Below are 25876 nucleotides of genomic sequence, written 5' to 3'. Positions count from 1 at the left end.
ACGCGAGGGCCCCTCGACCTGCATGACGAAGGGCCCCGACCTGCGGAGATCCGCTGGTCGGGGCCCTTCGTTCGGCGGTAGCGGTGGGATTTGAACCCACGGTGGACTTTCACCCACACACGCTTTCGAGGCGTGCTCCTTAGGCCGCTCGGACACGCTACCTCGGCGGCACACAGTACCCGCTCGGGGTACCGGGCAGCCAATCGATCTCCTCGGGCGCACGCGGCGGGCGCGGACGTACCGTGGGCGGGTGAGCGTGCCGCACCCGACCACGACCCCGTCGACCCCCGCCGCCCGGCCCGCGAGCGCGGCGTCGGTGGGCGAGGTCGTCGACGTGCTGCGCGGTCACCGGCTGACGGTGCTGACCGGTGCGGGGGTCTCGACGGACTCGGGGATCCCCGACTACCGCGGCCCGGACTCCCCGCCGCGGACGCCCATGACGTTCCAGCAGTTCGTGGGCGACGAGGCGTTCCGGCGGCACTACTGGGCACGCAACCACGTGGGCTGGCGGCACGTGCACCGCACGCTGCCCAACGCGGGGCACCGGGCGCTGGCGGCGCTCGAGGGGCGCGGGGTGGTGCACGGGCTGATCACGCAGAACGTGGACCTGCTGCACGAGGCCGCGGGGTCGCGGCACGTGATCGACCTGCACGGGCGGTACGACCGGGTCGTGTGCCTGCGGTGCGGGACGGTGGTGCCGCGGTCGGCGCTGGCGGAGCGGCTGGAGGCGCTGAACCCGGGGTTCGTCGAGCGGGTGCGGGAGGTCGCGGACGTGGAGATCGCGCCCGACGCGGACGCGGTGGTCGAGCAGACCGCGGACTTCCGGGTGCAGGCGTGCTGGGCGGACGACCCGGACGGCCTGCCGGGCGCGTGCGGCGGGATGCTCAAGCCGGACATCGTGTACTTCGGGGAGAACGTGCCGCGGGAGCGGGTCGAGCGGGCGTACGCGATGGTCGACGCGGCCGACGCGCTGCTGGTGGCCGGGTCGTCGCTGACGGTGCAGTCGGGGCTGCGGTTCGTGCGGCACGCGGCGCAGGCGGGCAAGCCGGTGGTCGTGGTGAACCGGGGGGCGACGCGCGGGGACCGGTACGCGACGCTGACCCTCGACGCCGGCACGTCGGAGACGCTGACGGACCTGGTCGAGCTGCTGCCCTCCCCCTGAGCAGGGCGACCTCAGCGGTGCGCGGCGAAGAAGCCGTGCAGGAGGTCGGCGGACTCGGCGGCGCGCACGCCGCCGTGCACCTCGACGCGGTGGGTGCTGCGCCGGTCGCGCACGACGTCCCACTGCGAGCCGCACGCGCCGGCCTTGGGGTCCCACGCGCCGAGCACCAGGCGCGGCACGCGGGCGAGCAGGGTGGCGCCGGCGCACATGAGGCACGGCTCGAGCGTCACGACGAGCGTGCAGCCGTCGAGCCGCCAGCGGCCCAGGGTGCGGGCGGCGGCGCGCAGGGCGACGACCTCGGCGTGCGCGACGGGGTCGGCGTCGGCCTCGCGCAGGTTGCGGCCGCGGCCGACGACGGCGCCGTCGGGCCCGAGCACGACGGCACCGACGGGGACGTCGCCGGTGCCCAGCGCGGCACGGGCCTCGTCGAGCGCGAGCCCCATGGCGGCGTGCTCGGCGGCGGTCGCCCCCGGGGACGCCGGGGTGACGACGGGCGTCGTGCCGTCGTGCTCGTCCACGCGCCACCTCCCGCCCGCTCGTCGTGCCGCCCGTCGCGGCGCCGGTCGCGCCGCACGGCTGTCCGCCCGGGACCGTCGCCCGTCCCGCCCGCCCGCATCCTCGCACTAGGCTCGCGGCATGCGCCTGCACGTCGCCGACCACCCGCTCGTCGCCCACAAGCTCAGCGTCCTGCGTGACGTCTCGACGCCGAGCCCCACGTTCCGCCAGCTGGTGGACGAGCTCGTGACGCTCCTGGCGTACGAGGCGACGCGGCACGTGCGCACCGAGGAGGTGCCCGTGCAGACGCCCGTCGCGCTGACGACGGGCATCAAGCTGGCCGACCCGAGCCCCATCGTGGTGCCGATCCTGCGCGCCGGTCTCGGCATGCTCGACGGCATGACGCGGCTGCTGCCGACCGCGGAGGTCGGGTTCCTGGGCCTGCGGCGCGACGAGGAGACCCTCGAGGCCATCACGTACGCGAACCGCCTGCCCGACGACCTGTCGGGCCGGCAGTGCTTCCTGCTCGACCCGATGCTCGCGACGGGCGGCACGCTGGTCGCGTCGATCGACTACGTGCTGCAGCGCGGCGCGCGCGACGTCACCGTGGTGTGCCTGCTGGCCGCGCCCGAGGGGCTGAAGCTCGTCGAGGAGTTCGTCGGCGACCGGGCCGACGTGTCGGTGGTCGTCGCGGCCGTCGACGAGCGCCTCAACGAGAAGGCGTACATCGTGCCGGGCCTCGGCGACGCGGGCGACCGTCTCTACGGCATCGTCTGACCGCTGCGCCGCCCCGCGGGCGGGGTGAGCCGTTCTCAGAGCCTGAGACGGTCACGGATTTCCCTGGGACGATCGCGGGCCCCGTGCCACGATCGTCGTGTGAGTCTCCGCACGTGCACGTCGTCCACGCATGCCGCCGGCATGCGTGACGTGCTCGTACGCGGGTGGTATCGCTCCACGCCCTGCTGTCACCGCTGACAGCACCGCACGCGTCCACCACCACCCGCCCGACCGCACCGCGGTCACCCGTCGTCACGGAGACCCTCATGGCTCGTCCCGCCCGCCTCGCCGCCGCCGCTCCGGCTGCGCCCCGCCGCACCCCTCAGCCCGCCGACGACCGGCCGCGCGCCGGCCTGGTCCTGTACGTGAGCCTGCCCGGCGGTGACGACGCCCGGGCGGCGTCCGCGACCGCGCTCGCCGAGGCGGCGGAGACGTTGCGGGAGTTCGCGCAGGAGCTGCTGCCCGACGCCGAGACGTCGGCCGCCCTCTCCCTCGTGCCGGGCACGAGCGGCGACGTGCGGCAGCTCGGCGACCGGCTCACCCACCTGCGCCTCATCGCCTCCCCCGACGACGCCTGACCCGTCCGGACGGCACAGGCCCGCACCGCAGGCGTCGGCACGGCAGGCGCTCGCACGGCAGGCGCACGGATGACCGAGGCGTCCGCCCGGGCGCTCCGGCTGGGCCCGGCCGGCTACGGCTCGGGGACCGTGGTGCCGTCCCGCGGGACGGTGCGCAGCGTGACCGCCCCGACGAGGTACTGGTCGCTCGTCGTGGTCAGGCGCAGCGTGCTGACGCCGGTGGCCGAGAGCGCCGCCGGCTGGAAGCCCTTGGCGTCGACGCCCAGGGAGTGCAGGTACCGCGAGCCGGTCGCGGTGGAGTCGAACGCGTTCTGCCCCGAGCCGCCGCCGACGAAGCGGGTCCCGTCCCAGCGCTGCGGCACCAGCGGGGTGCTGCCGAGGGTCGCGAGGTCCCCCGACCCGCCGCGGTCGCCCTCCCAGGCGACGACGCCGACGCGGGCCTGCGAGCCGGGCTCGGCGACGAACGTGAACTCCGGCGCCGTCGCGGCACCGCTGCCGACCCACGTGCCGCCGTCGTACACGGTCACGGCCGACGCGGCCGGTGCGCCGTCGGCGGGCTCGGCGAGCGTGCCGTGCACGACGACGAGCGCCCAGCCCGCGTAGTACGTCGGCGTCTTGTCGGTGCGGGTCGCGGCGACCGCGACGTCCGCGACTCCCCACTCCCCGGCGCCTCCCGCGCGGACCAGCTCGGTGACGTCGGCCGCGGACTGGTAGTACTCGCGGCCGTCCTTGTCCCGCACGCTCGTGGTGCGCTCGCGGGCCTGCACCTGCGACCACTGCCCGCCGGGCGCGCGCAGGCGTGCGGTGCCCGTCGACGTCGACCACGTGTCGCCGGGCGCGCGCACCCCCGACCAGTACAGCCGCGCCCACACGACGTCGCGGCCCTGTGGCACGGCGAGCGTGGCGCCGGACGAGACCGGCACCGACGCGCGGGACCCGGGCACCCCGGCCGGCGAGGACGCGAGCTCGTCGAGCGGGACCATCGTGAGGGCGTTGTTGTCCTGCGAGCCGTCGCGCACCGCCGCGCACGGGGCGGTCGATCGCTGGAGGCACGTGAGCAGGGGGGCGCCGACCTCGGTGACCTCGAGGTCACCCGTCCCGGCGAAGACGGGCAGCAGGCCGGCGGACCCGAACCGCACCGCCGCGCCGGCCGTGGCGTCGGCCGCACCGGGTGCCGACGCGGTGACCCGGACGGTGCCGCTCAGGGCGCCGCCCGCCTCGACCGCGAACGACGCTCCCGCCACGGCCTTGCCCCCGTCGTCGCTCACGAGGTCACCGAGCTCGCAGCGCACCGTCCGGGGGTCGTCGGTCGCCGCGCACGCGCCCACGACCGGCGCCTCGGGGTACGGGTCGAGCCGCACGCCGGCCGGCAGCCGGACGTCCGCGGTCGCGCCGGTGACGACGGGCCGCGGGTCTGTCCCGCCCCGCGCGGCCGGCGCGGTGACGGCGAAGGCGACGGTCGCGGCCCGCGAGCCCTGCGCGGACAGCACGGTGAGGTCCTCGACGGTCAGGGTCGGCAGCACCGCGGTGAGCGTCGTCGACGCCCGCGACGGGCCGACGTGCTCGTGGCCGGGGCCGTCGGACGCCGTCCCCCGCACCCACAGCTCCCCGAGGGCGGGGCCGGTGGCGGTCGGCACGGTGGCCGGGAGCGTGACGGCCGCCTCGGCACCGGGGGCGAGCGTCGGCACCGTGCAGGTCACCGGCCCGGACCCCTCGGCGGCCGTGCAGGACCAGCCCGCGGGGGTGCCGACGGGGCCGGCCCAGGTGAACCCGGCGGGCGGGTCGACCCGCACCTCGACGTCGCGCGCCACCAGGTCGCCGTCGTTGGTGACCTGGACGGGGACGTCGGCCCGGACCCCGGCGGCGAGCCGCGCGTCCGCGGGCGCGGTGACGACCACCGCGGCGGGGCGCGCGACGGAGTAGGGCACGCCGAAGCGGGACGGCAGACCCCGGGCGGGGCGCAGCGCGACCTCGAAGGCGCCCGAGCCCGCGGTGGCGTCGGCGGGGCCGCTGAGGTCGACCGTCAGCACGCTGCGGGCACCGGGCGCGAGCCCGGCCACGTGCCAGCAGGTCGCCCCCGCGGGGGTGGGGCCGCACGCCCAGCCGTCGCTCGTGGCGACCGCCTGCGACCCGGCGGGCAGCGCCAGGTCGACGCCCGCGCCGCGACCGTCCGACCCCGGGCCGGTGCTCGTGCCGCCCGCGTTGCGGACCTCGACGCTCATCGCGCGGGGGCGCCCCGCCACGAGGTCCACCGTGCGGTCGGCATCCACCAGGACCAGCCGCGGACCGGTCCGCTCGACGTGCACGGGCAGGGCCCACGGCGCCGACGACAGCCCGGCCCCGCGCACCCGCACGGACAGCGCCCCGCTCTGCTCCTGCGCGTACCCCTCGTCGATGGAGACGCGCAGCACGAGCTGCGTGGTGGTCCGCGGGGGCAGCTCGTCGAGGCTGCAGCGCGCGGAGGCGGACGCCCCGCTCTGCAGGCACGCCCAGCCGGGCACGACGGGCGGCGCGAAGGTGCCGACCACCCGGAACCCGGTGGTCACGTCGACGAACGTCACACCGTCGGGCAGGTCGACCTCGGCGGTCAGGTCGAGCGCGACGCCGTCGCCGGTGTTGGCGATCGAGACGACGAGGTTCTGCTCGGTCCCGGCCGAGAGGGCGATCCCCGCGTCGGGCGCCACGACGGTCAGCTCGGGGAGGGCCGGGGGCGTGGGCGGCTCGGGGTCCGGCGTCGGGTCGACGGTCGGCTCGGGCGTCGGGGTCGGCGCGGGTCCCCCGTCGACGGCGGGGGTGCCGGCTCCCTCGTCGGCGGGCTCGTCGGGGATCGCGGTCGGCGTCGGCGTCGGCGTCGGCGAGGGGGTGGCGGACGCCGTCGACGAGGGCGTCGCGGCGGGGGTGGGTGCGAGGGTCGCGGCGGAGGTGCCGGCGGAGACCTCGACCGTGGGCGTCGCCGCGAGCGGACCCGGCTCGCCGCCGAAGAGGTTGACGGCCGCCACGACCGCGGCGGCGACCACGGCGACCGCACCGACCGCGACGGCGATGGCGGTGCCGCTCATGCCGGCGAGGAGTGCACCGAGCCCGCCCGCGGTCGTGCCCGCCGTGCCGGCGACCGCCAGGCCGGCGGCCCCTCCCGCCGCACCGGCTCCCGCGGGTGCCGCGGCCGTGCCGGCGGCGGCACCGCCGCCCGCCCCGCCGGACGCACCCGCGCCGCCTCCGGCAGCACCCTGGCCGCCGGCCCCGAGGCTCGCGGCCCCCGCGGCCAGCCCGCCGCCGACGGGCAGCTCGTGCGCGAGCGCACCGAGGCCGAGGAGCCCGAGCACGAGGGGCGCGACCACGGCCCGCATGCCGTGGTTGACGTCGCCGAGCTCCAGCACGAGGGCGCGGCACTCGCCGCAGCCGTCGAGGTGCGCCTCGACCTGGGCGGTGTCGCGGGCGCCGAGGCCGCCGCGCACGTGCGCCCCGAGCCGCCCGGCGACCGCCTTGCAGCCCTCGTCGAGCGGGTCCTGCAGGTGGTGCTGGAGGTACGCCTGCCGCAGGCCCTCGCGGGCGCGGTACGCCAGGGCCGCGGTGCTGTTGGCCGACAGGCCGAGGATCGGGCCGATCTGCGCGGGCGTGAGCCCCTCGACCTCGGAGTGCCACAGCACGGCCTGCCACCGCTCGGGCAGCGAGCGGAACGCCCGGGCGACGATGCCGCGCTCGAACGTCTCGAGGGCCGGCTCCTCGGCGGCCTCGACCGCGCCGGCACCGGCCTCGAGGGTCGCGAGGTCGTCAGTGGGCTCCGCGCGGCGGCCCGCCGTCCGGTGCACCGTGGCCGTGCGGCGCACGGCCGTGAACAGGTAGGCGCGGAACGCGACCTCGGGACCCCCGCCGCCCAGCAGCGCGCGGTGCACGTTGGCGAACGCCTCGTGCACGACGTCCTCGGCGTCGGCCGCGGAGTCGACGTACTGGCGGGCCACCACGAGCGCCGCACCGGCGTGCCGCTCGTACAGCCGGCCGTAGGCGTCGGCGTCACCCTCGCGCGTGGCATGCAGCAGGGCGGCGTCATCCTCGATGACGCCGTCGACTCCTCTGGTCTGCACCACGCCGCGTCGTCCCGTCAGCCTGCACCTGGTCCGAGTCAGCCTGCCATATCGGACCGAACGGATGAACCGCCCCTCCACCATGCGGCCGCCCGCGTGCCGCCGCCATCAGGTCACCGGGTGATGACACGCCACGTCAACGGGCTGTGACGCCCCCTCACCTGCGCTGCGGGTGAAAGTTCGCGGAAGTGGCGTCATGCCCCCCGGTTCGGCCACTCTCATCCCACGTGACGACCAACACCGGCAAGGACGGGCGTGCGTTCCCCGACGGCCTGCGCGAGCGCTGGCGCGAGGAGAGCGTCGCCAGCGTCTGGCGCCGCCCCTCCGACTGGTACCACCCCGCCGTCGACGCGCTCGCGCTCGCCGTCCTCGACGACGCCGACCCGACGGGTCCGGCGTGGGAGCTCGGCCAGGCGCGCGGCGAGTACGGCGTGGGGCTGGGCGAGGCCCTCGACGACCTCGTCTGCCTCTACCGGTCGACAGGACGCCCGACGCCGCCGATGGACGCGGTGCGCGCGCTGGGCGAGGGCTGGTCGGACGCGCAGGCGGCGCTGGTGACGACCGGCTCGTGCGTGGACCCGGAGACGGGGCTGCCGACCCGCCAGTACCTGGGCGTGCGCCTCGCGGAGGCGTACCTGCGGGCCGAGGAGGCCGACCTCGACGCGGCGATGCTGCACGGTCTCGCGGTGGTCGACGTCGCCGCCGGACCCGTGACGGGTCTGGTGCGCGCGGCGCGGTCGGCGGTCGTCGGGGCGGCGCTGCGCGACACGTTCGGCACCGGTCACCCCATGGCGACGCTCGGCGGCGGGGTGTTCGTCGTCCTGACGTCGGTCGGCAGCGACGTGGACGGGCGCCTGGCGGACCTGCGCGCGCAGGTCGCGCGCCGCTGCTCCGACGTCGACGTGCGCAGCGCCACCCGCCAGCCCGTGCGGCTGTGGGTCGAGCCGCTGCCGGCGACGCACGCCGAGGCGGTGCTGCGCCTGGACCGGCTCTCGCGGCCCGAGCCGTGGACGGGCGTGCCCCGCCCGAGCACCGGCTCCTGACCTCCGCGCGGTGCCGGCTCCACCCCCGCGCACCCGGCGCCGCGCGGGCCCGCACCTCCCTGCACCACGGCGCGACAGATCGCCCGGCCGGGGCTACCGTCGACCCATGCCCCCCGCCGACCTGGCGCCGCAGGGCTCGGCAGCGCCTGCCGAGGCCCCTGGCCCGCTCCTGGCCGCCGGCACCTCGGCCGACGTCTTCGCGATCGACGAGGAGCACGTGCTGCGCCGCTACCGGGGCGGTCGCGACGCCGGCCCCGAGGTCGAGCTGCTGCAGCACGTCGTGGCGCACGGCTTCCCCGCACCGGCCGCCCGGCACCTGGGCGGGCCCGACGCCGAGCTGGAGCGGCTGCACGGTCCGACGCTGCTGCAGGCGCTCGGGGCGGGCGAGATCTCGCTGCACGACGCGGCGCGCGTGCTGGACGACCTGCACCGGGCGCTGCACCGGATCGCCGCCCCGGAGTCGTGGCGCACGCCGCCCGACCCGGACTGGCCGCACCTGGGCGGCTCCGCGGTGGTGCACCTGGACCTGCACCCGGGCAACGTCATCCTCACCGAGACGAAGGGCCCGGCGCTCGTGGACTGGGCCAAGGCCCGCGCCGGTGCGCCGGAGCTGGACGTGTCGTCGACCGCGCTGCTCATCGGCGAGGTCGCGGCCGACTCCGACGGCGAGTACTCGCAGGCGGCCCGGGCGCTGCTGGCGGCGTTCCTCGCGGTGACCGAGACGGACCCGCTGGCGGCGCTCGACGACGCCGCGGCGCTGCGGGCGGTCGACCCGGGCCTGATGCCGGGCGAGCGGGAGCTGGTGACCCGGTCCGCGCAGCTGGTGCGGGCGCTGGTGCAGGTGGCGAGCCGGCCGGAGGACGAGCCGCCCCCGCCGCAGCACGGCACCGCCTGACCGCGCCCCACCGCGACGGGCCTGGCCGCGCGCCGTCCCGTCGGCGCGTCCTGTGGGGCGTCGCCGCCCGCGGGCGCACGACGACGCCCCGCGACCACGGGCCGCGGGGCGTGCGACGGACGGGACGTGCCGGTGTCAGGCCGGACGGGCGGCGAACGTCAGGCAGTCGGCGATGTCGTGGCCGGCGCCGATGCGCACGGACGGCGCACCGCACTCGAGGTGGTCGTTGTGGGAGCAGTCCTGCCGCTGGCAGGCCCCGACGTGGCTGACCACGCGGTCGAGGCCCCCCTTGACGCCCAGAGGGATGAACGTGGCGCACTGCGCGTCGCCGGCGCCGCCGATGGTGACGGCCGCCGCGTGGCAGCTGGAGTGGTCGTTGTAGGAGCAGCCGGCCACCGAGCACTCGGCGACGGCGGGGAGCTCTGCGAGGGTGCTCATGAGGACCTCCGGGACGATGTGCGGGGCGTCGGACGGCGCCTGACCCTTCGACGGTAAGGGCGTGACGTGGATCACGCCAGCAAGGCAGGACTGGCTTACCCGGCCCCGGCGAGCCGCCGCCGGACGTCCGCGAGCGCGTCCAGGACCTGCGGCGGGACGGCGTCCCCGAACCCCGCGAACCACTCCAGCACGAGGTCGGTCTCGGCCCGCCACGCGTCGGCGTCGACGGCCAGGAGGGCCGCGAGGTCGTCGTCGGTGACGTCCGTGCCCGTCAGGTCGAGCGAACCCGGCGCGGGCAGCAGCCCGACCGGCGAGTCGACGGCCGCCGCGGTGCCCGCCACCCGCCCCAGGGCCCAGGCCAGCACGCGCGCGTTGTCGCCGAACCCCGGCCACAGGTACCGGCCGTCGGCGTCGGTGCGGAACCAGTTGACGCAGAACACCGCGGGCGCGCCCGCGCCCAGGCGCTCGCCGACGGCCAGCCAGTGCGCCCAGTGGTCGGCCGCGTGGTACCCGGTGAAGGGCAGCATCGCGAACGGGTCGCGCCGCAGCTCGCCCACGGTGCCCTCGGCCGCAGCGGTCTGCTCCGACGCGATCGTCGCGCCGAGCAGCACGCCGTGCGCCCAGTCGCGCGCCTGCACCACGAGCGGCACGGTCGAGGCGCGGCGCCCGCCGAGCAGGATCGCGTCGACGGGCACCCCGGCGGGGTCGTCCCGGTCGGGCGCGATCGTCGGGCAGCGGTCCGCGCGCACCGTGAACCGGGAGTTGGGGTGCGCGGCGGGGCGTCCCGCGTCGGGCGTCCAGTCCCGCCCCTGCCAGTCGACGAGGTGCGCGGGCGGCTCGGGCGTCAGGCCCTCCCACCAGACGTCGCCGTCGTCGGTCAGGGCGACGTTGGTGAAGATCGTGTCGCTCGCGACCATCGCCACGGCGGCCGGGTTGGTGCGGGGCCCGGTGCCGGGCGCGACCCCGAAGAAGCCGGCCTCGGGATTGATCGCCCGCAGCCGCCCGTCCGCGTCGGGGCGCATCCAGGCGATGTCGTCACCGATCGTCTGCGCCGTCCAGCCCGGCAGCGTGGGGGTGATCATCGCGAGGTTCGTCTTGCCGCAGGCCGACGGGAACGCCGCGGCGACGTGGAACGCGCGGCCCTGCGGCGACGTCAGCCGCAGCAGCAGCATGTGCTCGGCCAGCCAGCCCTCGTCGCGGCCCATGACCGACGCGATCCGCAGCGCGAAGCACTTCTTGCCCAGCAGCGCGTTGCCGCCGTAGCCCGACCCGAACGACCAGATCTCCCGGGTCTGCGGGAAGTGCGCCACGTACTTCGTGCGGCTGCACGGCCACGGCACGTCCGCGACCGGCCCGCCTGCGTCGTCGACGAGCGGCATGCCCACGCTGTGCACCGCGGGCACGAACGCGCCGTCCGTGCCCAGGTGCTCGAGCACGGCCGTCCCCACCCGCGTCATGAGGTGCATGCTGACGACGACGTACGGCGAGTCGGTGAGCTCGACCCCGTACTGCGCGAGCGGCGAGCCCACGGGCCCCATCGCGAACGGCACCACGTACAGCGTGCGGCCGCGCATCGACCCGTCGAACACCGCGTCCAGCTCGGCGCGCATCTGCGCCGGCGCACGCCAGTTGTTGGTCGGCCCCGCGTCGCGCGCCCGCTCCGAGCAGATGAACGTGCGGCTCTCGACACGTGCGACGTCGTCGGGCGTCGAGCGGGCGAGGAAGCTGCGCGGCCGGCGCCGGGGGTCCAGGCGCACGAACGTGCCCCGGTCGACGAGCAGGTCGCACAACCGGTCGTACTCGTCGGTCGACCCGTCGCACCAGACCACCGCGTCCGGGCGGGTCAGCGCCGCGATCTCCGCCACCCAGGCGCGCAGCCGGCCGTGCGCGGTCGGCGGCAGGCCCGCCGGTCCGGCAGGCGTCACCGGCTCCGCGGGCGCCGCCGGTCCCGTGGGCGGGGTCGGTCGGGTCAACGGCTCCACCGCAGTCATCGTGCCCTCCTCGTCACGGGGCCACGAGCGGGCCGCCGGTCCGTCCACGGTGCGCCACGGACGGGCCGACGTGGCGGCCGCGAGGGCTGCAAGATCGGCAGAAGTTTCGCTACCGTCACAGGCGTGGGCAACGACGCGCACCACCCGGCCATCGCCGTCCCCGACCCGGACCGCCACCCGGACCCGACGCCGTCCACGACGGCGGACCTCCTCACGCTCGGACGGCGGGTCCGGCACCGCCGCACGCAGCGCGGCATGACGCTGGACCAGCTCGGCGCAGCCGTCGGCGCCACCGCCAGCCAGCTGTCCCTCGTCGAGAACGGGCACCGCGAGCCCCGCCTGTCCCTGCTGCAGGCGATCGCCCGGACGCTCGGCACCGACGTCGGCGACCTGCTGCAGCCCACCCCGCCGTCGCGGCGGGCGGCCCTTGAGATCGCCCTCGACCGGGCGCAGCGCTCCACCCTGTACGCCGCCACGGGCCTGCCGACGGTCCGCGTGACCCGGTCGCTGCCGACCGAGGCGCTCGAGGCGCTGGTCGGCCTGCACGCCGAGCTGACGCGCCGCGACGACGCCGCCCTGGCCACCCCGGAGGAGGCGCGCCGGGCGATGACCGCGCTGCGCCTGTGGATGCGCGAGCGCGACAACCACCTGCCGGACGTCGAGGACGCCGCCGAGGAGATGCTGCGCCACGGCGGGTACGTCTCGGGCGCGCTCACGCACCGCTCCGTCGCGCTCATGGCCCAGCACCTGGGCTTCACGCTCATCCACGTCGACGACCTGCCCCACTCCACGCGCACGGTCACCGACCTCGCGAACGGACGGATCTACCTGCCGCCGGCGTCGATCCCCGGCGGGCACGGCCTGCGCGCGCTCGCGCTGCAGGCCCTCGCCCACCGCGTGCTCGGGCACGAGCGCCCCCGCAGCTACGGCGACTTCCTGCGCCAGCGCATCGAGATCGCGTACTTCTCGTCGGCCTGCCTGGTGCCCCGGCACGCGGCCGTCGCGCACCTGACCGAGGCGAAGAAGGCCAAGAACCTCGCCGTCGAGGACTTCCGCGACGCGTTCGGCGTCACCCACGAGACCGCCGCGCAGCGCATGGCCAACCTGCTCACGTCGCACCTGGGCGTGCCCCTGCACCTCATGCGCGTCGGCGACGACGGCGCCCTGTACAAGGGGTACGAGAACGACGGCATGCCGCTGCCCACCGACGGCACGGGGGCCATCGAGGGGCAGGTCGTGTGCCGGCAGTGGCCGGCGCGGATGGCGTTCACGCGCCGCGACCGCACCACCGAGTACCACCAGTACGTCGACACGCCCGCGGGCACCTACTGGGCCTCGACGCAGACCGGCACGACCGCGGCGGGCGGGTTCTCCATCAGCATCGGGGTGCCCTACGCGTCGTCGACGTGGTTCCGCGGCCGCGAGACCCGCGTGCGCACCCGCTCCACGTGCCCGGACCCGGCCTGCTGCCGGCGGCCCGACCCCGCGCTCGCCGGCCGGTGGGCGCCGCACGCCTGGCCGAGCGCGGCCGTGCACGCGCACGTGCTCGCGCCGCTGCCGAGCGGCACGTTCCCGGGCGTCGACGAGTCCGAGGTCTTCGCGTTCCTCGACGCCCACGCCGACCGCTGAGCCCCGGCCCGGCACGCCCGGGCCGCACGGCGTCGCACGGTGCGTCGGGGATATCCGTTACGCCCGGTCGTCGGCACGCGTCTCCTCTCGTGGGGGGAACGGCGCAGCAGCGAGGTCCTGGGCCCCGCCCCTGCGCCGCACACCGACGACGACCTGGAGACGCCGTGACCACATCGACCCCCCGCCGGGGGATCCTCGCCGGGCTCGTGCTCGTGCTGACGCTCATGGGGACCGCGACCACCGCGAGCGCCGCCGAGCTGTGCGAGGCACCGACCCCGCTGCCCGTCCCGCAGGCCCTGACCACCGTGGGCGACGGCACCGCCGCGTCCTGCACGGAGCAGGTGCTGCGCGCCGCCGCCGGCCGCGGCGGGCGCATCGAGTTCGACTGCGGGGACGACCCCGTGACCATCGACGTGACCTCGACGATCGTCGTGACCAAGGACGCCGTGATCGACGGCGGCGGGAAGGTCACGCTGGACGGCGGCGGCAAGGTCCGCATCATGCAGGCCGCCGACCGCACCACGTCGTCGTTCCGCAACCTGACGTTCGTCGGCGGCGCCGCGAAGCAGAGCTTCGAGCGCTCCGAGGGTGCGGGCGGGGCGATCGCGGGCATGTTCCGCTCGCACATCGAGGTCATCGGCAGCACGTTCGTCGGCAACAGCGCCGGCCACGGCGGCGGCGCGGTGTACGGCGGGGTGCAGGGCTCGACCGTCATCGTCGGCAGCCAGTTCCGCGAGAACTGGTCGTGGCTGGGCGGTGCGGTGTACACGCTGCTGTCGCCGCTGACGATCGTGAACTCCGACTTCGAGGGCAACTACACGACCACGAAGGGCGGGCTCGGCGACGGCGGCGCGATCGCGACCGACGGTGCCGCCGACATCGGCCAGGGCGGTGACGTGCGCATCTGCGGTGCCACGATCAAGAACAACACCGGGCACGGCAGCGGCGGCGGCGCGTACCTGTGGACGTACGCCCCGGACCGGATCGTCATCGAGAAGACCGTGTTCGAGGGCAACGAGGCGCTGCCGAACGGGCGCAACAGCCAGGGCATCGGCGGTGCCGCGCGGCTGAGCACGGGCAAGGACTCCACGACGCCCGGGTCGATCACCGTGACCGACAGCCGTGCGGTGGGCAACGAGTCCGGGGGCAACGGCGGCGCGTTCTACGTCGACTGCTACGCCACGTGCGACTTCCGCCGCTCGACGGTGGCCCGCAACTCCTCGGGCGGCTACGGCGGCGCGGTCTTCGGCGACGGGCACAGCAGCACCGACATGCTCTACGCCGAGAACACGGCCGCCGGGCACGGCGGTGCGTTCTTCGGCAAGGGGTTCACCGCGAAGGACACCGTGTTCGTCGCCAACTCCGCGGGCAACCCGTGGGGCCAGGCCATGTCGTGCAGCGAGACGGGCACCGGCTCGGGCGTGACGCAGTGGGGCACGGGCGGCCCGGACACGTCCACCCCGTGCGTGACCGGCGCGACGTCGGCCGACCCGGGCCTGGACCTCGACGCGATCATCGGCGCGCCGATCTCCGTGGGTGCCCCGCAGGCCCCGACGGAGCCGGAGCCCGTCCCGGCGCCGGCGCCCGCCGACCCGGAGCCGGTCGCCGAGGAGGAGGTCGAGCCCGAGCCCACGACGGTCGCGACCGCCGAGGCCACGGCCGCGGCCACGCCGACCCCCTCGCCGACGGCGTCCGCCACGGCCGACGTGACCGCCGACGACCGCTCCGAGGTGCTGGCCGCCACGGGGACGTCGACGCGCACGACCCTCACGGTCGTCGCCCTGGCCGCGCTCGTCCTGGCCCTCGGCACCGGGGCCCTGCTGTGGGCCCGCAGCCGGGGCGCCTTCGCCGGTCGCCGGTCCGCCGGCCCGCGCCACTGACCTCCCGCACACGAAGGAGCACGACCATGACCCGTCCCACCCGTCCGCACGGGGTGCGCCGCAGGGCGTTCCTCGGCACCCTCCTCGCCGCCGCCCTGGCGGTCCCGCTGGCCGCGACGTCGGTCGGCGCGGCCCCCGGCGTCACGGCCGTCACCAGCCCCGCCGTGGTGGTCGACGCCGGCACGAAGCACCAGACGATCCGCGGGTTCGGCGGCATGAACCACCCGCTGTGGATCGGCGACCTCACGGCCTCCCAGCGCGCCACCGCATTCGGCAACGGCACCGACCAGCTCGGCATGTCGGTGCTGCGGATCTGGGTGAGCGACGACCGCTCGCAGTGGAGCCGCGAGGTCGCCACCGCCAAGGCCGCGATCGACCGGGGCGCGATCGTCTTCGCGTCCCCGTGGAACCCGCCGGCCTCGATGACCGAGACCGCGACGGTCGGCGCGCCGCAGGGCGCCGGCACCCTGTACCAGGCGGAGACGGGCTCGACGCTGCGCAGCGCGGCCGTGAGGTCGGAGCACACCGGGTACACCGGCACCGGGTTCGTCGACTTCAGCGCGGCGAGCGGTGCGAGCATGCAGCTCGACAACGTGAGCATCGGCACCGCGGGGACCAAGAACCTCGCGATCCGGTACGCGCTGGGCAGCACCACGGCCCGCACGCTCGACGTCTACGTCAACGGGACGCGGGCGCTGACCGGCGTGACCTTCAACCCGACGGGCGGCTGGGCGAGCTGGGGCAGCGTGCAGGTGCAGGTGCCCATGCGCATCGGCGGCAACACCGTGCGGCTGGAGACCACGGGCACCGAGGGCCCGAACGTCGACAGCGTGCGCGTCACCGGCTGGGTCGAGTCCACGGGCAAGCGGCTGCGGCACGACAAGTACGCCGACTACGCGAAGCACCTCAACGACTTCGTGGCGTTCATGAAGAGCAACGGCGTCGACCTGTACGCCATCTCGGTGCAGAACGAGCCCGACTACGCCCACGAGTGGACGGCGTGGACCCCCACGGAGATCCAGACGTTCATGCGTGACCACGCCGGCAGCATCACCACCCGCGTGATCGCTCCCGAGTCGTTCCAGTACACCAAGTCGGTGTCCGACCCGATCCTCGAGGACCCGAAGGCCCTCGCGAACATGGACATCCTCGGGGCGCACCTGTACGGCACGTCGTACGCGGACTTCCCGTACCCGCTCTTCCAGGAGAAGGGCGCGGGCAAGGACCTGTGGATGACCGAGGTGTACTACCCGAACTCGACCATGACCTCGGGCAACGCGTGGCCGGAGTCGCTGTCGGTGGCCCGGCACATCCACCACGCGATGGCCGACGCCGAGTTCCAGGCGTACGTGTGGTGGTACATCCGCCGCGGGTACGGGCCCATGCAGGAGGACGGCACGCTGAGCAAGCGCGGGTACGCGATGGCGGCGTTCTCGAAGTACGTCCGGCCCGGTGCCGTGCGTCTGGAGGCCGAGTCCGAGCCGCGGCAGGGCGTGTACGTCTCGGCGTACCGCAACACCGACGGCAAGATCGCCGTGGTCGTGGTGAACCAGAACAACGCGAGCGTCACCCAGCCGCTCTCGGTGAAGGGCGCGACGGCCTCGAAGGTCTCGTCGTACACGACCGACGCGACGCGCAACCTCGCGCCGCGCACCGGGATCGCGGTCTCCGGCGGGGCGTTCACAGCGACGCTGCCGGCGCAGAGCGTCACCACGTTCGTCGTCGAGGGCTGACGACGGACCACCCGCACGTGCGACGGGCCCGGCAGCTGCTGCCGGGCCCGTCGTGCGTCCGGCCCGAGGGCGCGGCGGTCTCGCCGGTCTCGAACCGTTTCACCGGTGGACCCGGTGCCGGACCGCCCTACGCTCAGCAGTGATGTGAACGTTCACGGCAGGTGCTCGCAGCACCCACGCCCGGGCCACGACGCCACGGGCCCCGCCCCTGCCGTGACGCCCCGACGCGACACCGACGTCCGCCGGGTCGTCCAGGCCCACACCCGGGCCGCGTCCGCCGAGGAGACCTCCGTGTCCCGCACCCGTCCCCGCCTGCGCGTCCTCGCGCTCGCCCTGGCCCTGCTCGTCGCCCCCGCGGCCGGCCTCGCGGCGCCCGCCGCACCGGCCGCGGCCGCCACCCCCACCGTCGAGGAGCCGGCACCGCTGCCGCCCCTCGGCTGGAACAGCTGGAACACCTTCTACTGCAACATCAACGAGCAGATGATCCGGCAGGCGGCCGACGCCATGGTCAGCTCGGGCATGGCCGCGGCGGGCTACCAGTACGTCGTCGTCGACGACTGCTGGATGCAGGACACCCGCGACGCCAACGGCAACCTGCGGGCGAACACGTCGCGCTTCCCGTCCGGCATGAAGGCCCTGGGCGACTACATCCACAGCAAGGGCCTGAAGTTCGGGATCTACCACGCCCCCCGCGAGAAGACCTGCGACCAGTACTTCGGCAACCGACCCGGCACGTCGTCCAACGGGTACGAGACGCGCGACGCGCAGCTGTTCGCCTCGTGGGGCGTCGACTACGTCAAGCACGACTGGTGCGACCCGCGCGGCACCGTCACCGAGCAGGCGGCGCTGTTCAAGAAGTTCGGCGACGCCCTCAAGGCCACGGGGCGGCCCATCGTCTACTCCATCAACCCGAACAGCGCGCACACCAACACCGCGCCGACCTACTCCGGCTGGGGAGCGTTCGCGGACATGTGGCGCACCTCGGAGGACCTCAAGGACGCGTGGTCCACGGGCTGCCCGCCGTCGGACCACTGGTGCTTCGTCGGCATCACCGAGGCGCTCGACATCATCGAGCCGATGCGGGAGTGGACGAAGCCGGGCCAGTACAACGACCCCGACATGCTCATGGTCGGCGTGCGCAACACCCTCACCCCCACCGAGAACCGCGCGCACATGAGCATGTGGGCGATGCTCTCCGCGCCGCTGATCGCCGGCAACGACATCCGGAACATGAGCGCCGACGTGCGCAGCATCCTGACCAACCGTGACGTGCTCGCGATCGACCAGGACCCGCTGGTCCGCCAGGCCGACCGTGTGCGCGACGACGGCGACGCCGAGGTCTGGGCCAAGCCGCTGGCCGACGGCTCGGTCGCCGTCGCCCTGCTCAACCGCGGCGGCAGCAGCCGCAGCATCTCCGCGACCCTCGCGGAGGCCGGGCTGGGCGCCGGCACGGCGACGTACCGCGAACTGTGGACCGGGGCGACCGGCCAGACGTCGGACCGGATCACGGCCACCGTGCCCGCGCACGGCGTCGCGCTGTACCGCGTCACCCCCGGCACCACGACCCCGCCGCCGACGGGCTCGACGACGACGCTGGTCAGCGCCGCGTCCGGCCGCTGCCTCGACGCGCCCAACGGCGCCACGGCCAACGGCACACGCCCCGTGATCTGGGACTGCAACGGCGGCACCAACCAGCGGTGGACCACCGACGGCGCGACGCTGCGCGTGCTCGGCCGCTGCCTCGACGCCCCGGCCGGGGCCACCGCCGGCACGGCCGTGCAGCTGTACGACTGCCACGGCGGCACCAACCAGCAGTGGACCGCGCAGCCGAACGGCACCATCCGCGGCGTCGCGTCCGGGCTGTGCCTCGACGTCGACCGCAACCTCACCGCGAACGGCACGGGCGTGCTCCTGTGGACCTGCACCGGCGCCGCCAACCAGGTGTGGAGCCGGCGGTGAGGCGCGGCCGGCGGGTCGCGGCGCTCGCCGCGGCCGCGCTGCTGCTCCCCGTCACGCTCACGGCACCGGCCGCGGCGGACAACCCCATCGTCCAGACCGTCTACACCGCCGACCCGGCCCCGCTCGTCCACGACGGCCGCCTGTACGTCTACACGAGCCACGACGAGGACGGCTCGACGTACTTCACCATGAAGGACTGGCGGGTCTTCTCCACCACCGACATGGCCAACTGGACCGACCACGGCTCCCCCATGGGCCTGACGACGTTCGCGTGGGCCGAGGCCGACGCGTGGGCCGGGCAGGTCGTGGAGCGCGACGGGAAGTTCTTCTTCTACGTGCCCGTCAAGCAACGGGGCGGCGGCATGGTCATCGGCGTCGGCGTCTCCGACAGCCCCACCGGGCCGTTCCGCGACGCCATCGGCCGCCCGCTCGTCGGCAACGGCGAGATCGACCCGACCGTGATGATCGACGACGACGGCCAGGCGTACCTCTACTGGGGCAACCCGAACCTCTGGTACGTCCGGCTCAACCGCGACATGGTGTCGTACTCCGGCAGCCCCACCCGGATCCCGCTGACCACGGCGGGGTTCGGCACGCGCCCCGGCGGCAACGCGCAGCGGCCCACCCTCTACGAGGAGGGGCCGTGGGTGTACAAGCGCAACGGCACCTACTACAACGTGTTCGCCGCGGAGTGCTGCAGCGAGTTCATCGGGTACTCGACGTCCCCCGGCCCGACCGGCCCGTGGACGTACCGCGGCACCGTCATGCCCCGGCAGGGCAGCAGCTTCACCAACCATCCCGGCGTCGTCGACTACCGGGGCAGGTCGTACTTCTTCTACCACAACGGTGCGCTGCCGGGCGGGGGCGGGTTCACGCGGTCGGTGGCCGTCGAGCAGTTCACGTACGGCGCCGACGGGTCGATCCCGCAGATGAGCATGACCACGGCGGGGCCGCCGCAGGTCGAACCCCTCGACCCGTACGTCACGCAGCAGGCCGAGACGACGGCCTGGGCGAGCGGCGTCGAGACCGAGCGCGCCACCGAGGGCGGCCTCAACCTCGCGTTCATCGGCAACGGCGACTGGGTGCGGGTCAAGGGCGTCGGGTTCGGCGCCGGGGCGGCGGCGTTCAGCGCACGCGTCGCGTCGGCGGGCGCCGGCGGACGCATCGAGGTGCGGCTCGACAGCGCGACCGGGCCGGTCGTCGGCACGTGCACCGTGCCCGGCACCGGCGGCTGGCAGGCGTGGACCACGGTCACGTGCCCCGTCAGCGGTGCGAGCGGCACCCGCGACCTGGTCCTGCGGTTCGCGGGCGGCAGCGGCGAGCTGTTCAACGTCGGCAGCTGGCAGTTCACGCGCGCCGGCGGCACGACGCCCACCCCCACACCGACACCGACCCCGACGGTGCCGCCGTCCGGCGAGGTGCGGATCGCCAACCGTGCGAGCGGCAAGGTCATGGACGTCCAGCAGCCCAACCGCGACGACCTCGCGGTGGTCGGCCAGTGGGCGAGCAACGGGCAGCCGTGGCAGCGCTGGCAGGTCGTCGACGCCGGCGGCGGGTACGTCTCCCTACGGTCCGTGCACAGCGGCAAGTGCCTCGACGTGACCGGCGCGTCCACCGCCGACGGTGCCCGCCTCATCCAGTACACCTGCCACGGCCGCACCAACCAGCAGTTCTCGTGGCGGTCCACCGGCGACGGCGACGACCAGCTGGTCAACCGGGCCAGCGGCCGGTGCGTGGGCGTGGTCGGCGGCTCGACCGCCGACGGCGCGGCCCTGGAGCAGCGCACCTGCACGTCGGCGGCGACGTTCCGGTGGAGCCGCGTCTCCTGAGCGGCGCGACGCCCAGGGGTGCGGGGGCGGCGCGCCCGTCCTCGCACCCCCGCGTGGCCGGGACGGAAGGCGGCCGTCACCGAGCACATGCCCCGTCCGGCGCGGTCACCGACGGGTCGGTGCCGCGATCCTGACGAGGTGCTCGAAGGGCCGGAAGTCGTCGAGGTTCGCCGTGAGGAGCGCTGCACCGTGCCGGTGCGCCTGCGCGGCGATCAGTGCGTCCTTGCCGCGCACCTTCGCGCCGGACGCCCGTGCCGTCGAGGCGACGATGCCGTACGAGCGCGTGCACTCCACGTCGAACGGCAGCCAGTCGAACAGCTCGTCGAGCTGGTTGAGCCGCCGGGTGCGGACGGCGGTGTCCTCGGCGCTGCGGGCGGCGCGGACGCCGAACTCCAGCTCGGCACGCGACAGGATGCTCGCGGTGTACTCCTCGTCGGGGTCCAGCGCGTACAGGTGGAGGTCGACCAGCACGTTCGTGTCGAGGAGGATCACGCGCGCGGCGCCCACGGGTCGGCGGGCTCGTCGTCCTGGTCCACGGACGCGAGGTCGTCGTGGAGCCGCGACACGGCGTCGTCGTCGATCAGGGCTACCCGGGCCAGGTCCGCCCCCCGGACCCACCGCCGCGGCCCAACATGGGTCGGCACGAGCGCGACTCCGGTGGGGTGCCCGTGCGTCGTCACCACGACCGCCTCGCCCGTCTCGAGAACCTGCCGCACGACGGCGTGCGGGTTCTGCTTGAGCTCGCGCGTCCCGACGGTGGCCATGAAGTCACGGTAGTCGCGGTGTAGACGCGCGTCTACACCGCGGACTGGCGACCGTGCTCGGCGGGGGCACACAGGTGAGCTGGGGCTCGGCCCGCGCACGTTGCGGATGGCCGGGTGCGTGCCGTGGCTATCGTCGTGGCGTGGACGCCGACCCCCTGGACGTCGAGTACGCCGTGCACTCGATGACGCGGCTGCTGGTGGTCCGGGGCCCGTCGTACGACCCGGGCGTGAAGCGCCGCCGTCGCGACCCCGACGACCTGCTGGCACGGATCGACGACCCCGGCGCCCTCACCGAGCTGCGCGCCTGCCTCGTGCCGCCGACGAGCAGGACGGCGGGTCCTGGACGACGACCGCCCACCCGACGCTCGTGCTGCACGCCGGCGACGACATCGTCGGCACGGTCTCGGTCGTCACGCCGGGGTACGTCCGCGGGCCGTGGTGGGACACGGACGTGATCCTGCGCCACCCGGACCGGTTCGAGCGGTGGCTCGACGCCCACGTGCCGCGATGGCGCGCGTCGCCCTGGTGACGAGCCGGCTGCGCACGGCGCGAGCGGCGCCGTCGGCGGTCGGGACGGCGCGTGAGGCCAGCGGCGTGGCGGAGCACCTTCTGGCCGGACGCGACGCGGCCCTCGTGACCACCAGGTCACGAGGGCCGCGTCGGCAGCACGCCGGGCTCAGAAGTCCCAGTCGTCGTCCTCGGTGTTGACGGCCTTGCCGATGACGTACGAGGAGCCCGAGCCGGAGAAGAAGTCGTGGTTCTCGTCGGCGTTGGGGCTCAGCGCCGAGAGGATCGCCGGGTTGACGTCCGTCTCGTCGCGGGGGAACAGCGCCTCGTAGCCCAGGTTCATGAGGGCCTTGTTGGCGTTGTAGCGCAGGAACTTCTTGACGTCCTCGGTGAGGCCGAGCTCGTCGTAGAGGTCCTGCGTGTACTCCACCTCGTTGTCGTACAGCTCGAAGAGCAGCTCGAACGTGTAATCCTTGAGCTCGGCCCGCTCGGCCTCGCTGACCCGCTCGAGGCCCTTCTGGAACTTGTAGCCGATGTAGTACCCGTGCACGGCCTCGTCACGGATGATCAGGCGGATCAGGTCGGCCGTGTTGGTGAGCTTGGCCCGCGACGCCCAGTACATGGGCGCGTAGAAGCCCGAGTAGAACAGGAACGACTCGAGCATCGTCGAGGCGACCTTGCGCTTGAGCGGCTCGTCGCCCCGGTAGTAGTTCAGGACGATCTCGGCCTTGCGCTGCAGGTTCGGGTTCTCCTCCGACCAGCGGAACGCCTCGTCGATCTCCTTGGTCGACATGAGCGTCGAGAAGATCGAGGAGTACGACTTGGCGTGCACCGACTCCATGAACGCGATGTTCGTGTAGACGGCCTCCTCGTGCGGGGTCAGCGCGTCGGGGATGAGGCTCACCGCGCCGACCGTGCCCTGGATGGTGTCCAGCAGCGTCAGGCCCGTGAAGACCCGGCTCGTCATCATCTTCTCGGCGTCCGTGAGGGTCGCCCAGGACTGGATGTCGTTGGAGACCGGCACCTTCTCCGGCAGCCAGAAGTTGCCGACCAGGCGGTCCCAGACCTCGAGGTCCTTCTCGTCCTGCAGACGGTTCCAGTTGATCGCCGACACGCGGTCGACCAGCTTCAGCTTGCCCGTTGGGCTCATCATGATGAAATTCCTTCGTGTACGCCTAGGGATTCGATTGCGCGAAATGCATTACAACATGCAGCTAACGCAACCCTCCACTTCCGTACCTTCCAGCGCCATCTGCCGCAGGCGGATGTAGTAGATGGTCTTGATGCCCTTCTTCCACGCGTAGATCTGCGCGCGGTTCAGGTCACGGGTCGTGGCCGTGTCCTTGAAGAAGAGGGTGAGCGACAGGCCCTGGTCGACGTGCTGGGTCGCCTCGGCGTACGTGTCGACGATCTTCTCGAAGCCGATCTCGTACGCGTCCTGGTAGTACTCCAGGTTGTCGTTCGTCATGAAGGGCGCCGGGTAGTAGACGCGCCCGATCTTGCCCTCCTTGCGGATCTCGATCTTCGACGCGATCGGGTGGATCGAGCTCGTCGAGTGGTTGATGTACGAGATCGAGCCGGTCGGCGGGACGGCCTGCAGGTTCTGGTTGTACAGCCCGTGCTCGGCGACCAGGGCCGCGAGCTCGCGCCAGTCGTCCTGCGTGGGGACGTGCACGCCCGCGGCCGCGAACAGCTCGCGCACGCGCTCGGTGCGGGGCTTCCACTCCTTCTCGACGTACTTGGTGAAGTACTCGCCGGTCGCGTACTTCGAGTCCTCGAACCCGAAGAACTTCGCCTTCCGCTCCTGCGCGAGCAGGTTCGAGGCACGGATCGCGTGGTACGCGACCGTGTAGAAGTAGATGTTCGTGAAGTCCAGGCCCTCGTCGGAGCCGTAGTGGATCCGCTCGCGCGCCAGGTACCCGTGCAGGTTCATCTGCCCGAGGCCGATCGCGTGCCCGCCGGCGTTGGCCTTCTTGATCGACGGCACCGACTCGATGCTCGTCTGGTCCGACACCGCGGTCAGCGCGCGGATCGCGGTCTCGACCGTGCGGCCCAGGTCCGGGGAGTCCATCGACAGCGCGATGTTCATCGAGCCCAGGTTGCAGGAGATGTCGCGGCCGACCTGGTCGTAGGACAGGTCCTCGTTGAAGGTCGACGGCGTGGAGACCTGCAGGATCTCCGAGCACAGGTTCGAGTGCGTGATCTTGCCCTTGATGGGGTTCGCACGGTTGACCGTGTCCTCGAACATCACGTACGGGTAGCCGGACTCGAACTGGATCTCGGCGAGGGTCTGGAAGAACTCGCGCGCGTTGATCTTGGTCTTGCGGATGCGCGCGTCGTCGACCATCTCGTAGTACTTCTCGGTGACGTCGATGTCCGCGAACGGCACGCCGTAGACGCGCTCGACGTCGTACGGCGAGAAGAGGTACATCGGCTCGTTCTTCTTCGCCAGGTCGAACGTGATGTCCGGGATGACGACGCCGAGCGAGAGGGTCTTGATCCGGATCTTCTCGTCCGCGTTCTCGCGCTTGGTGTCGAGGAAGCGGTAGATGTCCGGGTGGTGCGCGTGCAGGTACACCGCGCCGGCGCCCTGGCGGGCCCCGAGCTGGTTGGCGTAGCTGAACGAGTCCTCGAGGAGCTTCATGACGGGGATGACGCCCGAGCTCTGGTTCTCGATGTGCTTGATCGGCGCGCCGTGCTCGCGGATGTTCGACAGCAGCAGGGCCACGCCGCCGCCGCGCTTGGACAGCTGCAGGGCCGAGTTGATGCCGCGCGCGATGGACTCCATGTTGTCCTCGATGCGCAGCAGGAAGCAGGACACGGGCTCGCCGCGCTGCGCCTTGCCGAGGTTGAGGAACGTGGGGGTCGCCGGCTGGAACCGCCCGGAGACGATCTCGTCGACGAGGTTCATCGCGAAGTCCTGGTCGCCCTCGGCCAGCGCCAGCGCGACCATGCACACGCGGTCCTCGAAGCGCTCGAGGTACCGCTTGCCGTCGAACGTCTTCAGCGTGTACGAGGTGTAGTACTTGAACGCGCCGAGGAAGGTCTGGAAGCGGAACTTCTTCGAGTACGCGTACTGGAACAGCGACTTGATGAACTCGCGGTCGTACTGCGCGAGCACCGCCGGGTCGTAGTACTTGTTCTCGACGAGGTACTCGAGCTTCTCGTCCAGGTCGTGGAAGAAGACCGTGTTCTGGTTGACGTGCTGCAGGAAGTACTGCCGCGCCGCCTCGCGATCGGCGTCGAACTGGATCTTCCCGTCCGCGTCGTACAGGTTGAGCATCGCGTTCAGGGCGTGGTAGTCCAGCCCCGTCATCTCTACGCGGGTATCTGCGACCGTCGCTGCCAAAACTGCCCCAATCCGTCGCGCACGCGCGTGACGTCCTCGTTGGTTCCCATGAGCTCGAAGCGGTACAGGAGCGGCACGCGGCACTTGGCCGCCACGATGTCGCCCGCGATGCAGTACGCCTCGCTGAAGTTGGTGTTGCCCGCGGCGATCACGCCACGGATCAGGCCACGGTTGCCCTCGTCGTTGAGGAACTTGATGACCTGGCGGGGCACCGCCCCGCCCTCGTTGCCCCCGCCGTACGTCGGCAGGACCAGCACGTACGGGTCCTGCACGTGCAGGAACGGCTCGGTGGGCCGCAGGGGGATCCGCACGGCCGGCAAGCCGAGCTTCTCCACGAAGCGGTGGGTGTTGCCCGACGCCGAGGAGAAGTACACGAGCGAGGTCATCGCACGCTCCTTCCGCCGTCCGAGGTGCGATCTGTGCGGAGCCCGCCGGGCCGGTGCGGTGCGTGACCGGCACCGGCCCGGGGCGTCCGTGCGGTCGTCCGGGTGCCGCGCGGGCCCCGGACCGACCGGGTCAGGCGACCTGCGTCGCCAGCTTGTCGGCGAGCGCCTTGATGCGGTCGGGGCGGTAGCCCGACCAGTGCTCGCCGTCGACGACCACGACGGGGGCCTGGAGGTGGCCGAGCGACATCACGTAGTCGCGGGCGTCCGCGTCCTGCGAGATGTCGACGACCGTGTAGTCGTGGCCGATCTTGTCGAGCGCACGGTAGGTCGCGGTGCACTGCACGCAGGCCGGCTTGCTGTAGACCGTGATCGTCATCGC

21 protein-coding genes and 1 tRNA gene are annotated in these 25876 nt (G+C 73.8%); 11 read left to right on the top strand and 11 right to left on the bottom strand.

What is annotated here, in order from left to right:
* Positions 1 to 75: 75 nt before the first annotated feature.
* Positions 76 to 162: transfer RNA gene (locus FBY24_RS08870), tRNA-Ser, on the bottom strand.
* 94 nt (positions 163 to 256) lie between these two features.
* On the opposite strand from FBY24_RS08870, the gene FBY24_RS08865 reads away from it, so the two are divergent.
* Positions 257 to 1162, top strand: a complete 906-nt coding sequence (locus tag FBY24_RS08865) for a Sir2 family NAD-dependent protein deacetylase (protein ID WP_142163347.1) — start codon at positions 257 to 259, stop codon at positions 1160 to 1162.
* An 11-nt stretch (positions 1163 to 1173) separates the two neighbouring features.
* On the opposite strand, the gene FBY24_RS08860 is transcribed toward FBY24_RS08865, so the two are convergent.
* Positions 1174 to 1605 (bottom strand): nucleoside deaminase, encoded by a 432-nt coding sequence (locus tag FBY24_RS08860; RefSeq protein ID WP_142163345.1) that lies wholly within the window; start codon positions 1603 to 1605, stop codon positions 1174 to 1176.
* A gap of 193 nt (positions 1606 to 1798) precedes the next feature.
* Between FBY24_RS08860 and upp the strand changes: the two genes are divergently transcribed.
* Both upp and FBY24_RS08850 read left to right on the top strand, forming a co-directional pair.
* The gene (gene upp, locus FBY24_RS08855) at positions 1799 to 2434 is read left to right on the top strand and encodes a uracil phosphoribosyltransferase (RefSeq protein WP_140457839.1); all 636 of its coding nucleotides are present in this window, start codon (positions 1799 to 1801) and stop codon (positions 2432 to 2434) included.
* A gap of 266 nt (positions 2435 to 2700) precedes the next feature.
* Positions 2701 to 3012, top strand: a complete 312-nt coding sequence (locus FBY24_RS08850; RefSeq protein ID WP_142159885.1) for a hypothetical protein — start codon at positions 2701 to 2703, stop codon at positions 3010 to 3012.
* Positions 3013 to 3125: 113 nt separating this feature from the next.
* Here FBY24_RS08850 and FBY24_RS08845 read toward each other — a convergent pair whose 3' ends face one another.
* A complete protein-coding gene (locus tag FBY24_RS08845; protein ID WP_160158468.1) occupies positions 3126 to 7097 on the bottom strand; it encodes a sigma-70 family RNA polymerase sigma factor in 3972 nt (1323 codons plus the stop codon).
* A 224-nt stretch (positions 7098 to 7321) separates the two neighbouring features.
* Between FBY24_RS08845 and FBY24_RS08840 the strand changes: the two genes are divergently transcribed.
* Entirely contained in the window at positions 7322 to 8137 is an 816-nt protein-coding gene (locus tag FBY24_RS08840) for a hypothetical protein (protein WP_142159881.1), read from the top strand.
* 106 nt (positions 8138 to 8243) lie between these two features.
* On the top strand, positions 8244 to 9032 hold the full coding sequence (locus FBY24_RS08835) for a phosphotransferase family protein (protein WP_142159879.1): 789 nt from the start codon (positions 8244 to 8246) through the stop codon (positions 9030 to 9032).
* Between the two features lie 135 nt (positions 9033 to 9167).
* Here the strand turns inward: FBY24_RS08835 and FBY24_RS08830 are convergent, their stop codons facing one another.
* Complete coding sequence (locus FBY24_RS08830; RefSeq protein WP_142159877.1) at positions 9168 to 9470, bottom strand: DUF1540 domain-containing protein; 303 nt, start codon at positions 9468 to 9470, stop codon at positions 9168 to 9170.
* A 95-nt stretch (positions 9471 to 9565) separates the two neighbouring features.
* Positions 9566 to 11461, bottom strand: a complete 1896-nt coding sequence (locus FBY24_RS08825) for a phosphoenolpyruvate carboxykinase (GTP) (RefSeq protein ID WP_142159875.1) — start codon at positions 11459 to 11461, stop codon at positions 9566 to 9568.
* 150 nt (positions 11462 to 11611) lie between these two features.
* Between FBY24_RS08825 and FBY24_RS08820 the strand changes: the two genes are divergently transcribed.
* From FBY24_RS08820 to FBY24_RS08795, 5 genes are all read left to right on the top strand, one after another.
* Entirely contained in the window at positions 11612 to 13090 is a 1479-nt protein-coding gene (locus FBY24_RS08820) for an XRE family transcriptional regulator (RefSeq protein WP_255432503.1), read from the top strand.
* Between the two features lie 164 nt (positions 13091 to 13254).
* Positions 13255 to 14970 carry a hypothetical protein gene (locus FBY24_RS08815; RefSeq protein WP_142159873.1) on the top strand — a complete coding sequence of 572 codons (1716 nt, stop codon included), beginning with the start codon at positions 13255 to 13257 and terminating at the stop codon, positions 14968 to 14970.
* A gap of 26 nt (positions 14971 to 14996) precedes the next feature.
* Positions 14997 to 16703: a carbohydrate-binding protein gene (locus FBY24_RS19655; protein ID WP_304515640.1), complete on the top strand. Its 1707-nt coding sequence runs from the start codon at positions 14997 to 14999 to the stop codon at positions 16701 to 16703.
* Positions 16704 to 16994: 291 nt separating this feature from the next.
* A complete protein-coding gene (locus tag FBY24_RS08800) occupies positions 16995 to 18662 on the top strand; it encodes a ricin-type beta-trefoil lectin domain protein (protein ID WP_142159871.1) in 1668 nt (555 codons plus the stop codon).
* Positions 18659 to 20491, top strand: a complete 1833-nt coding sequence (locus FBY24_RS08795; protein WP_142159869.1) for a family 43 glycosylhydrolase — start codon at positions 18659 to 18661, stop codon at positions 20489 to 20491. The genes FBY24_RS08800 and FBY24_RS08795 overlap by 4 nt, the downstream gene beginning before the upstream one ends.
* 105 nt (positions 20492 to 20596) lie before the next feature.
* Here FBY24_RS08795 and FBY24_RS08790 read toward each other — a convergent pair whose 3' ends face one another.
* Together FBY24_RS08790 and FBY24_RS08785 are read right to left on the bottom strand one after the other, a co-directional pair.
* Positions 20597 to 20998: a PIN domain-containing protein gene (locus tag FBY24_RS08790; protein WP_255432306.1), complete on the bottom strand. Its 402-nt coding sequence runs from the start codon at positions 20996 to 20998 to the stop codon at positions 20597 to 20599.
* Complete coding sequence (locus FBY24_RS08785) at positions 20980 to 21255, bottom strand: type II toxin-antitoxin system Phd/YefM family antitoxin (RefSeq protein ID WP_142159867.1); 276 nt, start codon at positions 21253 to 21255, stop codon at positions 20980 to 20982. Before FBY24_RS08785 ends, FBY24_RS08790 begins: the two co-directional genes overlap by 19 nt.
* A gap of 367 nt (positions 21256 to 21622) precedes the next feature.
* Between FBY24_RS08785 and FBY24_RS18985 the strand changes: the two genes are divergently transcribed.
* Positions 21623 to 21784, top strand: coding sequence for a hypothetical protein (locus FBY24_RS18985; protein ID WP_160158467.1), 162 nt, complete (start codon positions 21623 to 21625; stop codon positions 21782 to 21784).
* A gap of 147 nt (positions 21785 to 21931) precedes the next feature.
* Here the strand turns inward: FBY24_RS18985 and nrdF are convergent, their stop codons facing one another.
* The 4 genes from nrdF to nrdH all read right to left on the bottom strand — a co-directional run bounded on the left by nrdF (position 21932) and on the right by nrdH (position 25873).
* The gene (nrdF, locus tag FBY24_RS08780) at positions 21932 to 22912 is read right to left on the bottom strand and encodes a class 1b ribonucleoside-diphosphate reductase subunit beta (protein ID WP_140458417.1); all 981 of its coding nucleotides are present in this window, start codon (positions 22910 to 22912) and stop codon (positions 21932 to 21934) included.
* 51 nt (positions 22913 to 22963) lie between these two features.
* Complete coding sequence (nrdE, locus tag FBY24_RS08775) at positions 22964 to 25078, bottom strand: class 1b ribonucleoside-diphosphate reductase subunit alpha (RefSeq protein WP_142159865.1); 2115 nt, start codon at positions 25076 to 25078, stop codon at positions 22964 to 22966.
* A 2-nt stretch (positions 25079 to 25080) separates the two neighbouring features.
* Positions 25081 to 25497, bottom strand: a complete 417-nt coding sequence (gene nrdI, locus FBY24_RS08770) for a class Ib ribonucleoside-diphosphate reductase assembly flavoprotein NrdI (protein WP_142159863.1) — start codon at positions 25495 to 25497, stop codon at positions 25081 to 25083.
* A 130-nt stretch (positions 25498 to 25627) separates the two neighbouring features.
* Positions 25628 to 25873 carry a glutaredoxin-like protein NrdH gene (gene nrdH, locus FBY24_RS08765; RefSeq protein ID WP_142159861.1) on the bottom strand — a complete coding sequence of 82 codons (246 nt, stop codon included), beginning with the start codon at positions 25871 to 25873 and terminating at the stop codon, positions 25628 to 25630.
* Positions 25874 to 25876: the final 3 nt, after the last annotated feature.

It is taken from the genome of Cellulomonas sp. SLBN-39, assembly GCF_006715865.1.
Classification (GTDB): Bacteria; Actinomycetota; Actinomycetes; order Actinomycetales; family Cellulomonadaceae; genus Cellulomonas.
Note: the sequence above shows the minus strand (reverse complement) of the source record. Positions and strands in the feature narration are given on the sequence as shown.

What these genes read in the sequence shown, in the direction of transcription:
- FBY24_RS08860 (WP_142163345.1), bottom strand. Translation starts at nt 1,605, where the DNA reads ATGGGGCTCGCGCTCGACGAGGCCCGTGCCGCGCTGGGCACCGGCGAC.
- upp (WP_140457839.1), top strand. Translation starts at nt 1,799, where the DNA reads ATGCGCCTGCACGTCGCCGACCACCCGCTCGTCGCCCACAAGCTCAGC.
- FBY24_RS08850 (WP_142159885.1), top strand. Translation starts at nt 2,701, where the DNA reads ATGGCTCGTCCCGCCCGCCTCGCCGCCGCCGCTCCGGCTGCGCCCCGC.
- FBY24_RS08835 (WP_142159879.1), top strand. Translation starts at nt 8,244, where the DNA reads ATGCCCCCCGCCGACCTGGCGCCGCAGGGCTCGGCAGCGCCTGCCGAG.
- FBY24_RS08830 (WP_142159877.1), bottom strand. Translation starts at nt 9,470, where the DNA reads ATGAGCACCCTCGCAGAGCTCCCCGCCGTCGCCGAGTGCTCGGTGGCC.
- FBY24_RS08825 (WP_142159875.1), bottom strand. Translation starts at nt 11,461, where the DNA reads ATGACTGCGGTGGAGCCGTTGACCCGACCGACCCCGCCCACGGGACCG.
- FBY24_RS19655 (WP_304515640.1), top strand. Translation starts at nt 14,997, where the DNA reads ATGACCCGTCCCACCCGTCCGCACGGGGTGCGCCGCAGGGCGTTCCTC.
- FBY24_RS08785 (WP_142159867.1), bottom strand. Translation starts at nt 21,255, where the DNA reads ATGGCCACCGTCGGGACGCGCGAGCTCAAGCAGAACCCGCACGCCGTC.
- nrdF (WP_140458417.1), bottom strand. Translation starts at nt 22,912, where the DNA reads ATGAGCCCAACGGGCAAGCTGAAGCTGGTCGACCGCGTGTCGGCGATC.
- nrdE (WP_142159865.1), bottom strand. Translation starts at nt 25,078, where the DNA reads ATGACGGGGCTGGACTACCACGCCCTGAACGCGATGCTCAACCTGTAC.
- nrdI (WP_142159863.1), bottom strand. Translation starts at nt 25,497, where the DNA reads ATGACCTCGCTCGTGTACTTCTCCTCGGCGTCGGGCAACACCCACCGC.
- nrdH (WP_142159861.1), bottom strand. Translation starts at nt 25,873, where the DNA reads ATGACGATCACGGTCTACAGCAAGCCGGCCTGCGTGCAGTGCACCGCG.